Raw genomic sequence first — 14,406 nt, 5'->3', positions numbered from 1 at the left:
CAAATAAATTTATTAAAAGGAGGTTCGATATGGTATTGAATCCAGAACAAAACCGATTCACCATCAATCAGGCAGATGATAACAGTGTCTGTACGATTACGAACCTGAGTTACGAGGAAATTCCACAGCCAGGGGGGCGTGAAGAGAAGGTCTTCATCCTGCCAAGCGGTGTAGAGGTCATCCTGCAGCTCGTATATATTCGGATAACTGGAACCGTGACGGTGACTCTTGAAGACGGGTCGACGGGATCTGCTGATTTCACTGTTTGTGAAAGGTATTATTTATGCGCCCCACCGGGAACAGACATCGTGGCCCAGGCAACCGATGTATCCTGTCACATTTGTACCGTAATGACAACCGAGGAAGGGACAGAAATAGGTGTCATCCTTCGTTTGTGTCAAGATGTGCAATCTACGGCTTCTGTCGTCGTGGACATCGAAGCAGGTTTTTGCAATCCAAGGGAACAACAGATTGAGATATCGTGTCCGGATCCGGTGCGACCACCCCAGTGTCCTGCTGTCTTCGGAAACGACGAAGTCGATACTTGTGAGAAAAAACTGCCGGTTCTCCTTACACAGCCATTACAAGTCAATCCTCAGCAGGAGGAAAACCTCTGCATCCGTACAGAAAGTGTATACGACTGGATCCAAACCCAAGTGGATGCGGCCGTGACGGTTACCATTCCACCGGTTTTCTGTCTTTATGAAATTACAGAGCTGGATGGAGAATGCGGGGGCCTTGCCCTCGGTGACGTTGTCTGCTTCCCTTGTGAAACACCTTGTGATGAAATTCTGCAATGCTCGAACGGGGAATGTACGCTACTGCTGAGTTTAACGGATGCTGCCTGTACGACGTGTCCTCCAGAAGCCGTCTCGCTTCCGGCAGGATTCGCATGTGAAGTTCCGGTGCTTTCCTGTGTGTATGAGGTTACGGACGTTGAGGGCGAGTGCGGGGAGATTGCCGTCGGAAACCTGATTTGTTTCCCATGTGATGAACCGTGCGATGAAATACTGCAGTGCTCGAATGGAACTTGTACGTTGACCCTGAACCGGACGCAGGAAGCGTGTCTATTTTGTCCACCGGATGCTGTTTCTCTTCCCGAGGGATTCTCGTGTTTCGTTCCCACGTGTGTGTATGAAGTCACGACCATCCAGGGAGAATGCGGCGGGCTTGCAGAAGGCGATATCGTCTGCTTCCCTTGTGATGAAACGTGCGGAGAAACACTGATCTGTGCCAACGACACGTGCAGCATCATTTTGCAAAGGACTTCAGAAGCATGCATCCCTTGCCCGCCGGATGCTGTTCCATTCCCGCCAGGTATCTCCTGCACCCTTCAAGGCGGACGCATATTCAACGTCGACCAGCAAACATTCTATGACTTGATTCCTGTAGCGGTTGCCGATGCTAACGACGGAGATACCCTCCTCGTCACTCCAGGAGAGTATCCGCAGACAGCCGAGTTGGTCATCGATAAACCGCTGACGATCAGAGGTTTTTCAGCCGCCCTAACGGATGTCGCGTTCCCTGGTGTGTTCACGGACGAAACCACCATCTCTCTTGAGGCCGATAACATTACGCTTGAGGGATTGAGTTTGAGCCGGACCACAAGTGGAGTTACCGGAGATGAAACACTATTGCGGATTCCAGCTCGTGGAGTCGCCGACTATTACAGCGGCATCACCATTCGAGATTCAATTTTGACCGGTGGAGAACGAACGCTGATTGTAAATGTAGAGGACTTTACTTTAGAAAACAACACCTTAAACCATACAGGCGATGAGCAATCGCTGGAAATACGCGGAACGTTCGGTGTTACAAACATTAAAGATAATTCGTTCCTAGGCGGGGCTGTCAGTAGAGCGGCCATCCGGTTCCAACAGGACACTCCTACCGATCAATTCAGCGGCACGTTCCTGATCGATGACAACACCATGGAAAGACATTCCCAATTCGTATTGTTCGCAACTTCTGCTTATACGGATGTGTCCATATTCGTAAGGCGGAATGCCATTGATCACCAGGACCGTTCAGGAAGCTCGATTATTTTCCTTCCCAACGATTTCCCAGAAGTTGATACCATCCTCTTAGAGGAGAACGATATTACAAACCCGAACCCTAACCGCTTAGCCGTGTTCGTTGACTATCGATTCGGAGGCACAACCGCTCCTACCGCCGACCAGATTCAAGTGGTCCGGAACCGCTTGGATGTGGCGTTGCCTTGGGGAACCGCACTGGATACCGTTTCTCCAGATGCTCCTGTAGGGTTCACGACAACTGGTATGATGTACGGTATGGACTTGAATGCCTTCGATTTAGTAGATAACGAAGTGGTTCCACCGATTCCGGAGTAATTACGGGTCTGCAGGTGCATTCTTCTCTTTTAAAAAATAACAATCACATGACTGCCCCCCACCACGTTAATCATTTAACGGAGTGGGGGGCAGCTCTTTTTATTAATGATTAAAGGGCTTTGTTGAATGCACCAATTTGAGTGGGACTTATATCAACTTCCCCTATTTTGGATATCCTTTTAATCTAAAAACAATGCCCTGAGCCAGACCACAGATTTGAAATTCATGCAGATGACCTAGCCAAAGTACCGGTGATAAAGTGTCTTTGCTTCTGTCTCATCCTGCGTTCCATGGATCAACGCACGCCCATCTTTGAAAAGGACAATCCGCTTGTTTTCCGTTGTAAAAGAAATAAGGTATGGATTTTGTTCTACCTGCCCTTCCTGTTTAGCAAGAGCACCGGCAACCTCTTCTAAATTCCATTCTCCGTCTGCCGGAGGACGGATTTGAACAGAATCACGTCCGCATAATACAGCCGTTTTCATTTGCTGGCTGTATTCTAAAAATGGATAAGCAGGATCGTCTCCACAAGAAAGACAACTTTCCTTCTTCATCCTGGATACATCAATGGATGTATACTGATTCTGCCACAGGTCAAAGGAAACGAGCTTACGACTGACCGCCTCCCAGACTTCCACTAGTATTTTCATAGCTTCAACGGTTTGATGAGCGACGACCATCTGCACAGCAGGACTGATAATCCCAGCGGTATCACAAGTCATACCACCGCGGGGCACTTGATCCAGGAGGCAGTTCAAACAAGGGGTCTCCCCCGGAAGAATGGTATAGCTGATGCCATAACTGCTCACACATGCCCCATAAATCCATGGGATCTGGTATTTTTGTGAAAGGTCGTTCATCATCATCCTGGCGTCAAAGTTATCGGTGGCATCAATCATGAGATCGACGTCATCTAACAAACGTTCCATTTCAGATGGCGTCGCATCCATGACGTAACTATCCACTTGTACGTCACTGTTCACCTCCGACAGCCGTTGTTTCGCTGCTACCGCTTTTGGGATTCGATCTTCGGCATCCCGTTCTGAGTACAAATGCTGCCTCTGGAGATTGCTCCACTCGACATAGTCGCGGTCTACTACGGTTAACCGTCCAATCCCCGCACGGACGAGGGCTTCTGCGTTTCCTGTTCCAAGTGCACCTGCCCCAAGAATCAGCACATGTTTGTCTCTTATTTTTCTCTGACCGGCTTCTCCAATGGGAGAGAAAAGCGTCTGCCTGGAATAGCGTTCATTCATGTCCGGCTCATTCCCTCCATCGGGCTGCTGGCTGTGGCATAGCGTTTCTTCGGAATTCTTCCTGCTTCATACCCGAGGCGCCCAGCTTCAATCGCTAGTTTCATCGCTTCGGCCATCTTCACTGGGTCTTTCGCTGCTGAAACAGCGGTATTTAATAACACACCGTCTGCTCCAAGCTCCATCGCCTGTGCAACATCAGCCGGCGATCCGATCCCGGCATCCACAATGACTGGCACCGTTGATTGTTCGATAATGAATTGAAGATTCTCACGGTTGATGATCCCTTGTCCAGAACCGATCGGGGAAGCTCCCGGCATAACCGCATGAGCACCCAATTCTTCAAGCCTCCGGGCAAGCACGACATCATCGGACGTGTACGGAAGCACCGTAAATCCTTCTTTGATCAGCTCTTCCGTTGCCTTGAGCGTTTCTACAGGATCCGGCAGTAGCGTCTTGTCACAGCCGATCACTTCTACCTTGATCATATCGCAAAGCCCTGAAGCTTTAGCGAGTTTAGCATGTCGGACCGCTTCTTCTGCCGTTTTCGCACCCGCTGTGTTCGGAAGGAGCGTATATTTCTCTACATCAAGCTGTTCAAGGAAATTCGGCTGGCTCGGTTCGAAAATATTCATCCGCCTTACGGTAAAGGTAAGGATGTCAGTGCCTGATGCCTCCACCGCTTTTTTTTGAACGTCAAAATCCGGATACTTTCCTGTGCCTAACAATAAACGAGACTTAAATTCCTGGTTACCAATTTTCAACATCTTCATCCTCCTCCTACGAATTGTACTATCTCTATGATATCTCCATCCTGCACCTTGTGATTTGATCGTGATTCCTTCTCGAGAATGGTTTCATTCTGTTCAACGATGACCACCCTATGATCCAATTGAAAATGACCCAGAAGCTCACCGATTGTATCGACCGTTTCCGGAACGGTCAGCCACTCCCCATTGATTCGTAGTTTCATAGGTTCACCCCTCCACGTGATAAATTCCCAGTAGTTATCCATTCATGAGGAACATCCTTGCCTTCGATTAAGTCAGCGATCACCTTTCCTGTGATCGGGGACAATAAAATGCCATTGCGATAGTGTCCGGTAGCGATAAAAAGTCCGGCATATTCCTGGTGCGGGCCCAGATATGGAATGGCAGCTTTGGTTTGTGGACGAAGTCCGGTCCAGGCTGTTTCCCACTCCGCAAAAACAAGTTCCGGAACTAACTGAGTCGCTGCTTTGATCAAGGGAAATAACCCACCCAAGGTTACCGTTTCATCAAATGTACCAGGCTTTTCTGTCGCACCGATCACCAAACGCCCCCCTGCCTTCGGAACGATGTAACACCCCTTTGAAAAGAGCGTCCCTTGAATGAGCCTGCGCTTCGTTTTCACCGAAAAGCATTCACCTTTTACCGGAAACATATCCATCCCGAGTTCCTGTTTTCCAAGCAAATCTTCACTCCATGCCCCGCAAGCGACTACGACATGATCGGCGCTTACGTCTACTCGATTGGTTCTCACGCCTGTGACTTGATTCCCTTCTTTAAATAAACCTTGTACATCGGTATATTCTAAAAGTTCGGCTCCAAGCTCTACCGCTGACATGGCAAAAGCCTTCGACAAATCGGGAGCGGAAACTTGCCCGTCATTCGGGAGAAATAAAGCACCACTCAGCTGGGAAGACACCGCCGGCTCTTCTCTTTGCAATTCAGAAGGCTCCATCCATCTCGCTTCCTCCCCGCGCTTTCTTTGAACTTCCCCATAGGCGATTAACTCTTCCCTTTCTCCTTCATTTGTAGCAATTTTATAGATGCCGTTTTGCTGCAATCCGATATCAATGCCACTATAAACTTTCAATTCTTCAGCCAGCGCTGGAAACATTGCTCGACTTGCTGTAGCGAGTGAATATAAAGAATCGTTCCCGTCTTTTAATTCCGACTGTGCTCCAAGCATGCCAGCGGCAGCTGAAGATGCTTTGCAGGCGATTGTCCCTCGCTCCAGGAGAAGAACAGAGCGTCCACGCTTGGACAAATGATAGGCGATGGAACTGCCGATCACACCAGCACCGACAACAATCGTTTCATAATGCTTTTTCATAACATCCTCCCTCCATCGATTTCCTTCCGGTAAGCCTGTGCTGCTTCACCAAGATCCTCCGCCTGTAGAATGCCAGACATGACAGCGATGCCCTGAGCTCCTGCATGAATGACACCGCCTGCCCTTTCTGGAGTTATTCCACCGATAGCAACGACCGGGCATCCTACATGCCGGATGATTTCACGGAGCGAATTCAATTCTTCCCCCGCTTTTCCAGGCTTGGAGGCGGTGGGATAGATATTTCCGTATAGGAGGAAATCCGCTCCTTCCTGTTCCGCATCTATGGCCTCTTTTAAAGAATGTACCGATTTCCCTACATTCAGGCCGGGAAAAGTTTGCTTCACTTGTGCGACTGGGAGACTATGGTGAGTCAACTGTACCCCGAAACATCCTGCTACAAAAGCAACGTCAGCCCTGTCATTGACGATGATACGATCCCTTGGAAAACCTGCCTCCGTCACCTGTTGAATCCCATCAAAAATCTCAGCAGCCGAGCGGTGTTTTTCCCGAATGTGGAGAAAATCAACTTCCTGTTGGACCGCGCTCACTGTCTCGGTTAGTTCAGAAAACGTCTGCTTTCCTGTCGAAATCAAGTGAATGGATGGCCTCACGATTCACTCTCCTTTTCCTGCCAAGAGAGAAGCTCTCATATCAAACGGCCATGCTTCCATGACATAAGCCATTTCCCAAAACATGTATTCATACTGACTGCTGATCACAAACAACTCTTTCATTCGCTCACGGTCAGCTTCCGATTTCACTTCCGCCAGATCATCCAGCCGCTGGATCTGTTCCTCTACGAGCGTCCGGAACCAATCCCCGCCATAGGTGCCAATCCACTCCTGATAAATCGGTTCTTCCGGCTGATGATCTTTCAAGTGCTCCCCGACTTCATAATAAAGCCAATAGCACGGAAGAATCGTAGCGATAATCTCTCCCAAGTCTCCGTGGTAGGCTCCCCTGTACATATGGGATGCGTAGGCATAAGACGTCGGAGAAGGAGTGAACTGGTTGCGCTCCTCCTCTGTGATCCCGAGCCTTTTGGAAAAGTTCTCATGAAGCTCCATCTCTGCTTCATACGTCCCTTGAGCATGAGATGCCATACTGGCCATTGTTTTCATATCCTCTGACTTCGCTGCACCCATCGCCTGGACTCTTGAAAAATGGGATAAATAATAAGAATCCTGAAGCACGTAGTATCGGAACTGGTCGAGCGATAACGTCCCTTCTCCAATCCCTTTGACAAAAGGATGGTTGAAACTTGCTTCCCAAATGGGATCCACCGCTTCGCGAATTTGTTGTGAAAATTTCATGATTGAACTCTCCTTTTCCCGACGATCCACGGTCAAGGAAAAAAGAAATAAGACGCAAGCACTCTATGCATCTATTTCCAGACACTAAAAAAACCACTTTCTTCATATGCGTGAAGAAAGTGGTTTCATGTGTGAACATCTATATGTAGCTTAAGATACACGTAACCGCCACTTCCCTACGCTGGTATCAACCAGATCAGGTTCTAAGAGTCTTAAAGCTACACTTTAATCTCAGCCTTATGAGAAGGCACCCCTAGTGGATCGTCTATGATTTTTGATTTCATTGATATCGTAACATGTTCTAAATAATTGTCAAAACATTCCTCGAAAAACTAAGTGATGGTAACTTTTTAGAGCGTCTAACATTTCATAGAAAAGATATATAACAAAGAGCGCTTCGTGACGGAAGCGCTCTATCATATGGAACGATTTTGACCGGTTACTCTTCAGTAGTTATTCCAAATTTGAGAGTGAGATTCTATATAGCTTGTCATCATTTTCCTGTGGATCGCCACGCCCATCTGTATTATTACTAATGAAATAAAGATCGTTATCCTTAATCTGTACATCCCGAATCCTTCCAAGACCAGTGATCACTTCGCGGGATTCACCTGTTTCGAGGTCGAATTCTAAGACGGCAGATCCTCTTAATGCTGCCACAAAAAGTTTTCCTTCGAAATTGTCCATTCCAGATGGTGCCCAGGTGGAGTTATCTCCAGAAGTGAATAGAGGCGAAACCATTCCCTCCTGTTCTTCAGAGCCTTCTATAACCGGCCAACCGTAATTTTCACCAGCTTCAATCAGATTAATCTCATCGTTTGCATTATCCCCATGTTCACTTGCATACATCGTACCATCCGATAACCAAGTCATCCCTTGAGGGTTGCGATGTCCAAAGCTATAAACATAGGAACCCGCAAACGGATTATCACCTGGTATGGATCCATCCAAGTTCATTCTTAAAATTTTCCCACCTAATGAATCTAGATCTTGTGCTATTTCACGATCAGAAGCATCCCCAGCTGTAGCGTAGAGTTTTTCATCAGGTCCTATTTTAAGTCTTCCTCCATGATGGTAAGTACCGCTGGGGATTTGATCAAGAAGCAGATCCTCTTCTCTCCAGACACGATCTTCCAACCGAAGCGTTACAATACGATTAAATTGTTCTTCCCCATCTTCATACGTGTAGTAGGCGTAGGCAAGGTTCGATTCAGAAAAGTCAGGAGCAAGAACAAAACCAAGCAGGCCTGCCTCTGAAGCTGTGGATACATCTTCTTCAAGCTCTACGCTTTGTCTTTCTACTTCACCATCTTTTATTTTGACAATGTTCCCTGATCTTTCTGTTAAATAAAAGGTATCTTCCCTTTTTTCGATGGACCACGGAACTTCCAGATTATCTGCTATAACTTCTAAACCTTCAACAGGTAGTGGCGATTCTTCCTGTTTATTATCAGAGCAACCTGCTATAAAAAAGAAGGTAGAGATCAATAGCGTTATGATTTTTTTCAATTTAAAGTATTCCTCCCTCTTCGACTTTTATCTGAAGTGGATGCAGTTCTAGTGCTCCCTCATTTCACTCCCATATTTCTAATTGATTAGAAGTGTTCTATTTGGAAAATATGCTATTTTCCTTTGTATCATGAAGGAAGAATAGATGCGGACGAACCGCCCCTGGCTTGACAGTTGTGTCACAAGGACCTTTCAACAGGTTAGTTTCTCCTATTCCTCCTGAAGAAGAAATGATGTCCCTTTAGAAACAAAACCTTCCATAATATCTTTTGGCACCAAACTTCCACCTGTTGCCCAGACTAAATGTGTCGCCTGACTTAAACGGGAGCCATACATCCGGTCTAACTGTTGTTGAATGTCAATGGAAATAGGGCCGGACATGCCCGCAAGTGCCGATGGCTCGAGGGAAATACCTTCAGATTCATGCAAAAGGGCTAAAAGCTTGTACAAATTTTCGTCGTTGATCGTATAAATGCCGTTCACCATATTTTCTACCAACCGGCCTGCCAAAGCTGATGGTCGTCCAACAGCTAATCCATCCGCTTCCGTCCTATTATCAAGCCCGATATCCTGAACAGAAATGTCCGCATGTTTACCTGTGGCAAGTCCAAGCATCATGCAAGGAGAGCTGGTTGGCTCTGAAAAATAACAGTTCACATGATCCCCGAAAACATACTTCAGTCCATAAGTGATCCCCGCAGGACCTCCTCCTACCCCGCAAGGTAAATAAACCACCAGGGGATGGTCCGCATCAACCGTGATATTCTCTTGTTTTAATTGCTCTTTAAGGCGCAAAGCAGCTACGGCATAGCCTAAAAATAAATCCTTGGAATTTTCATCATCAATAAAATAACAGTTCCTTTGCTCCTGACACTGTCTCCGTCCTTCGTTTACGGCAAAAGAAAAATCCTTATCATGCTCCACCACCACTACACCTTTATCCCTGAGTAGCTCTTTCTTCCATTCTTTCGCATCCACGGACATATGAACAGTCACCTGAAAACCTAAAATAGCACTCATGATGCCTATACTTAGAGCCAGATTACCTGTTGAACCTACAGCGATTGAGAAGTTGGAAAAGAACTGCTTGTATTCGCTATTGGTTAATTTAGAATAGTCGTCATCTTTTGTAAGCTTTCCATGTTTTATTGCAAGCCCTTCAGCGTATTTTAATACTTCATAAATGCCTCCCCGCGCTTTTATGGACCCAGCTATCGGAAGGTCATGATCACACTTTAGATACAAATGGCCAGGAATGGATTGCTGAGATCGCTTTTCCAATTCCTGCTGCATAGAAGGTATGTCGCGAATGGGAGATTCAATGATTCCGTTCATTTTCTTGGTTTCTGGAAATGCTTTAGCTAAATATGGAGTAAATCTTTGAAGAAGCATTTCTGCTTCATGAAGGGCTTTGGTAGGAATAGGTAGATTTTTTTCAAACGTTTGATAAGCTTGAAGCGATGTGTTTGGCCAGAACGTTTCCTTCTTGTTTTTTAACTGATTGATCAATTCTTCCTCGCTGCTATGTTTAAGTTTAGAAACCATCAAATCCTCCTTAAAATGGTTTGTAATTAAGTTAACACAAATTTAATGAGGCGGATACATGTGAAGTGGCGGCCCCGAATCGTTAACACTTTAGCGAAGTGGGGGTCAGGCACCTTAATTTATGCATCTATATCCAGACGCTAAAAAAACCACTTTCTTCATATGCGCGAAGAAAGTGGTTTCATGTGTAAAAATCTATATGTAGCTTAAGATATACGCAACCGCCACTTCCCTACGCTGGTATCAACCAGATCAGGTTCTAAGAGTCTTAAAGCTACACTTTAATCTCAGTCTTATGAGAAGGCACCTCTAGTGGATCGTCTATGATTTTTTGATTTCAATGATATCGTAACATGCTCATAATCATTGGCATAACATTCGTGGAAAACTATATCTAAAAAGAACATTAGGACCTAAGAGAAACAATGACTCTTTTAAATTAAAAACCATCAATAATAACTCCTACTTTATTTCTTAATATAGCGTTTAGCTTCCGAAGGTTTTTAGAAGAAAGTGCTAATTTTGTCTATATGTGGAGACTTACTGTTTAATATAGTTTAACTATCTGATGAACGTTGATATTAATTCTCTATTTAAAGTACTCTTCTAATTGTTTGTAATATTTAATAAAAACCTCTATATCATCTAAGAATTCTTGCTTAAAAAAGCCATTTAATTTCTGTCTCTCTTCTATTGCAGAAATGTATATTTTAAAACCATCGATAGAATCTTTTATTTTTAAGTAACTCTCTAATAAATCAATTGGCATGTCTTTTGCCTCAACACCGTCAATTAGCTTAGAAGCTATATCAAACAAATTTTTATATGTTAATATCTCACTGGCATTAAAAATCAGCTCCTCACTTAACTTTTCTTGAAGGGTGGGTATGGAATCGCTAATCAACTTTAAGGGTTTACGAATGTTGTAGTACACCTTCTTGTGATGTTCTTTTTCTTTTTTCTTCTCAAGATAATTCTGATAAAGAAAAACTGATATCGCAATTCCTCCAGTAATTAAAGCCCCTAATAATGCCCCCATAAAACTAGGATCTCTGATTAAATTTGTAAAATAACAACTCATAGAGCATCACCCAAACTATAAATATTTATACTGTGACCTCTGTTAATCATATACAACACCTACAGTCTCAAACTCATAGCTAAAAAGAACCATAGGGATATCCTTCTGTACAATCTGACATTATAAAATATACTTTATCAGAAAGGAGAAATATATTTCAATGAAATGGAATTGAAGATGGATCTTCGATCTCCTCTCACGTACAACCGGTTTAGGTGTTTACTAATAGTAGAACAAGAGTAAGAATAATTTTATCTTTACCAACACCTAAATAATTTTTACAATTTATCCCTGCTAAATTATGGATTTCATAACAGACAAAGCAAAGTCGATACCTTTTAGTAACTAACATTATGAGTGAAGTATTTTATTTAGCATACATTCATAAAGCTCTCATTTATTCCTCTTCATGGTAAACTATACTTAGTTATATTAGAGGAGTGTAAAAAAATGGAGATAACAGAGGCTATTAAAAGCTCCCGGGGGGAACTATGGAGCATTGCAGAGAATGGATTACATAAGTCTTTCAATAAAGCCCATAAGGATGCTGAAATCCATTCTAAGTATAAGAGACCGCAAGAACCCGATTATATTGCTACTTTAGTGGGTGGCATTGCATCTATTGCAAGAGAATGGAACAAAGCTTTATCAAGGTTTGGAATTACCACCTCCTTTGCTGCAGTTTATTGTCACCAAAGACCTATTGTACAAATTAAAAATCCTCCAATTGATATCAGTAATAAGAACCCAGAAATAGGCGATCTTTTAATTGTACATATTCACCATCCACGGAAAGGAAGAACCAAACGTAGATCTCTACTACTCCAGGCTAAGGTGGACAGAAGAAAGAATGGAGCAGTGAGGGTTCCTAGAACAGATAATCATCAATTATATTTATACGAGAAATGGCCATCCTTTAAATTCTCAAAACCAAGATTAACTTCAAATAGCTTTCAAATTAATACAACTTCCCCTCATGAAGGGGCTAGATACCTTCTAATTGAAAACACAGCTTATCCTAGATATACACCACTAATGTACTCAACTTCCACTCCAGATGTTTTTCTAAATAAAGAGTATCATTTATTAGACGAGATCATGGGTCTTTTAACCTTGAAAAGAGGGAAGAGTTTTTATGGGAGAAAGTCAGCAAAGAAAAGAAATGATTGGTCTAGATTAATCTGGGAACTATTAGAAAATAGTTTTGATAAGCCTTATAAAAGATCAAATATCGGTATAGAAGACTTACCGCGTTTAGATGGAGCTAATTTGTCGGGTTTATCTGGTGTTTGCTTAAATTTTATAGATAAGAAATCTAAGGAGAGCGGCGTAATTAATAAAATTATCGCTGATAAAAAAGAGCTAAACTTAGTAGAAGAACTACTAACAAATGGTGATTTTCCTAATGCTAACGGAAGAGAAGGCATATCTACTATAATCATTGAAACTCACGAAAAGACCTTAAATTAAAATCGCAATTTATTTAGATTGTAATTCAGCTTCATCCTATTTCTTCCCAGTTCCAGTCCTCACCCTTGCTTAGTTATAAAAATCTTCGAAAAAATCCTGAGACAGGTAGTTATAAGCAAAGAGCGCTTCGTGACTGAAGCGCTCTCTTATTAGTGTGATTGCAAAACATTCAGAGCGTAAACATAAATTAGCTTAAATAACATTTGCTGAAGGTTTTAACATTTTGAAAAAATACTCTTTCGAGACCCTTTAATTATTTCTTTTTAACCTTTCCTTCATATCCTCGCGATCTTCATGATTATCCACCGCATTGCCTTCTGGTCTAAGACTATTATCTCTCACATTCGACTTAAATAAGACTGTCATTAGGATATTTATAATTCTGTAAGTTGATGGAATAAACCATATAACAAACAGAATCCAAAAATAAAATACAATTTTACTAGCAACTTGATCGTACTCTTTTAGAATGTATAGCGATATTGAAGTTATAATAGTTAAGAAACCCACAATAAACGTCTCGTTAAAATAGATTTTTAACACAGTTTTGTTATTTGACTCAAAGATTTCCTTTACTATTCCACTATTCCTTACGCTAACAAGAATACCCAGTAAAGCACCTAGGAAACCGACAACAATAGAGCCAAACGTTATTACTCCATCTAGTACTTTTTCAAAATTTTTATAATTATAACTTATTGAATACTTGTAGGAAAGGCCACAACAAGTCAATGCAAGGATAAAAGGGAATAAGTATCTAAATCCATTAATAATAGATTGCATCATACCCTCCATTTTAATCTCAAGTTTTAAGGTACTGGTTAATTTTCTGCTGTCTGTTAAGGCAATCTGTATTAGGACTATAAAGCATCCACATTTCTTTTGCGATTGCCTGGTGACTTAAAGTGGATCGTTTTTCCATCTTAAAGTTACCGAAATCATGAGCTTTATGAGCGAAGAGGTCAATGAGCTCTACCCTGGAATCTTCGTTGTCTTTTTTTGCTATCTCAGCTTTAGAGAAATACTCTGGATTTTCTTCAATGTCATCAAGAGTATCGCTTATTGTTTCTTCATTTAATGAATCGTTTTTCTTTTTTCCCATTGTGATTGTTATTTGTGCATTAATTCCCTCATAATCGCCAAATGATTTTATTACTTTCTTTAAAGGTGATTTGAACTTATCCTTAAACCCCTCTGATATTGATGTGTTGATATCAGCAAATCTGAGATTAATTTTTCTATATTCCGATCCTCTTCTTGCAACGTCAAAGGCATTGGGAGGAGAGATGGGTCTTAAGTATATTTGTTCCTCTTTTTCATTCCATAGTAAGTTAAGGTATTCTTCAATTCCTTCTGGCCCTAAGCTATATTTGTTTCTCTGAAGCATCAAAACATGATTTGTTTCATCATATAATGCTGAAACATCTTCACCTAAATATTCATCGTCATCTAATTCGAATGGTTCAACTTCACTGTCTTTTTTAGCTTTAGAAGGAAGGTTTGTTTCCCTCAACCTTAAAAAATGAAGAAACGAGAAGCCTAATTCTGTGTCCCAGTATGCACTTTCCAACCTTGCTTGCTCTGAGTAATAATCATAAGTTCTACCTTCTAATGATTTCTTGCTGGCAGCATCCATCCACAACAATAAATCAAATAGCCTATCTCTCTGTTCTTTTTTATCAGATGCTTTTCTATATACAACTTGATAATATTCAAACCTTACTTTCCTATAAGACATAAAAACCCCCCTTAATCTACCTCATTCGACACTGAATTATATGAAACCT

At 42.6% G+C, this 14,406-nt stretch carries 13 protein-coding genes and 2 riboswitches; of the genes, 2 read left to right on the top strand and 11 right to left on the bottom strand.

Features of this window, described 5'->3' with window-relative positions; genetic code table 11:
* Nucleotides 1–29: 29 nt before the first annotated feature.
* Complete coding sequence (locus GLW00_RS12835) at nt 30–2,351, top strand: BMQ_0737 family morphogenetic spore coat protein (protein WP_160914661.1); 2,322 nt, start codon at nt 30–32, stop codon at nt 2,349–2,351.
* Between the two features lie 236 nt (nt 2,352–2,587).
* Here GLW00_RS12835 and GLW00_RS12830 read toward each other — a convergent pair whose 3' ends face one another.
* The 9 genes from GLW00_RS12830 to GLW00_RS12790 form a co-directional block, all read right to left on the bottom strand.
* Entirely contained in the window at nt 2,588–3,607 is a 1,020-nt protein-coding gene (locus GLW00_RS12830; protein ID WP_160914659.1) for a thiazole biosynthesis adenylyltransferase ThiF, read from the bottom strand.
* The gene (locus GLW00_RS12825; protein ID WP_160914657.1) at nt 3,604–4,371 is read right to left on the bottom strand and encodes a thiazole synthase; all 768 of its coding nucleotides are present in this window, start codon (nt 4,369–4,371) and stop codon (nt 3,604–3,606) included. The genes GLW00_RS12830 and GLW00_RS12825 overlap by 4 nt, the downstream gene beginning before the upstream one ends.
* Nucleotides 4,372–4,373: 2 nt before the next feature.
* On the bottom strand, nt 4,374–4,577 hold the full coding sequence (gene thiS, locus GLW00_RS12820) for a sulfur carrier protein ThiS (RefSeq protein ID WP_160914655.1): 204 nt from the start codon (nt 4,575–4,577) through the stop codon (nt 4,374–4,376).
* Entirely contained in the window at nt 4,574–5,701 is a 1,128-nt protein-coding gene (thiO, locus tag GLW00_RS12815) for a glycine oxidase ThiO (protein ID WP_160914653.1), read from the bottom strand. The genes thiS and thiO overlap by 4 nt, the downstream gene beginning before the upstream one ends.
* Nucleotides 5,698–6,312 carry a thiamine phosphate synthase gene (locus GLW00_RS12810; protein WP_160914651.1) on the bottom strand — a complete coding sequence of 205 codons (615 nt, stop codon included), beginning with the start codon at nt 6,310–6,312 and terminating at the stop codon, nt 5,698–5,700. Before GLW00_RS12810 ends, thiO begins: the two co-directional genes overlap by 4 nt.
* A 3-nt stretch (nt 6,313–6,315) precedes the next feature.
* Nucleotides 6,316–7,014: a thiaminase II gene (gene tenA / locus GLW00_RS12805; protein WP_160914649.1), complete on the bottom strand. Its 699-nt coding sequence runs from the start codon at nt 7,012–7,014 to the stop codon at nt 6,316–6,318.
* 156 nt (nt 7,015–7,170) lie between these two features.
* Nucleotides 7,171–7,279: riboswitch (TPP riboswitch) on the bottom strand.
* A 188-nt stretch (nt 7,280–7,467) separates the two neighbouring features.
* Nucleotides 7,468–8,523 (bottom strand): PQQ-dependent sugar dehydrogenase, encoded by a 1,056-nt coding sequence (locus GLW00_RS12800; protein ID WP_160914647.1) that lies wholly within the window; start codon nt 8,521–8,523, stop codon nt 7,468–7,470.
* Between the two features lie 210 nt (nt 8,524–8,733).
* On the bottom strand, nt 8,734–10,068 hold the full coding sequence (dsdA, locus tag GLW00_RS12795; RefSeq protein ID WP_160914645.1) for a D-serine ammonia-lyase: 1,335 nt from the start codon (nt 10,066–10,068) through the stop codon (nt 8,734–8,736).
* Nucleotides 10,069–10,280: 212 nt separating this feature from the next.
* Nucleotides 10,281–10,389: riboswitch (TPP riboswitch) on the bottom strand.
* A 268-nt stretch (nt 10,390–10,657) separates the two neighbouring features.
* Nucleotides 10,658–11,149, bottom strand: a complete 492-nt coding sequence (locus GLW00_RS12790; protein ID WP_160914643.1) for a hypothetical protein — start codon at nt 11,147–11,149, stop codon at nt 10,658–10,660.
* 450 nt (nt 11,150–11,599) lie between these two features.
* On the opposite strand from GLW00_RS12790, the gene GLW00_RS12785 reads away from it, so the two are divergent.
* Nucleotides 11,600–12,619 carry a hypothetical protein gene (locus GLW00_RS12785; protein WP_160914641.1) on the top strand — a complete coding sequence of 340 codons (1,020 nt, stop codon included), beginning with the start codon at nt 11,600–11,602 and terminating at the stop codon, nt 12,617–12,619.
* 249 nt (nt 12,620–12,868) lie between these two features.
* On the opposite strand, the gene GLW00_RS12780 is transcribed toward GLW00_RS12785, so the two are convergent.
* Both GLW00_RS12780 and GLW00_RS12775 read right to left on the bottom strand, forming a co-directional pair.
* Nucleotides 12,869–13,402 (bottom strand): hypothetical protein, encoded by a 534-nt coding sequence (locus tag GLW00_RS12780; protein ID WP_160914639.1) that lies wholly within the window; start codon nt 13,400–13,402, stop codon nt 12,869–12,871.
* Nucleotides 13,403–13,421: 19 nt separating this feature from the next.
* Nucleotides 13,422–14,357 (bottom strand): DUF6731 family protein, encoded by a 936-nt coding sequence (locus GLW00_RS12775; protein WP_160914637.1) that lies wholly within the window; start codon nt 14,355–14,357, stop codon nt 13,422–13,424.
* Between the last annotated feature and the right edge of the window lie 49 nt (nt 14,358–14,406).

Source organism: Halobacillus litoralis, from assembly GCF_009856445.1.
Taxonomy (GTDB): domain Bacteria; phylum Bacillota; class Bacilli; order Bacillales; family Halobacillaceae; genus Halobacillus; species Halobacillus litoralis.
Note: the sequence above shows the minus strand (reverse complement) of the source record. Positions and strands in the feature narration are given on the sequence as shown.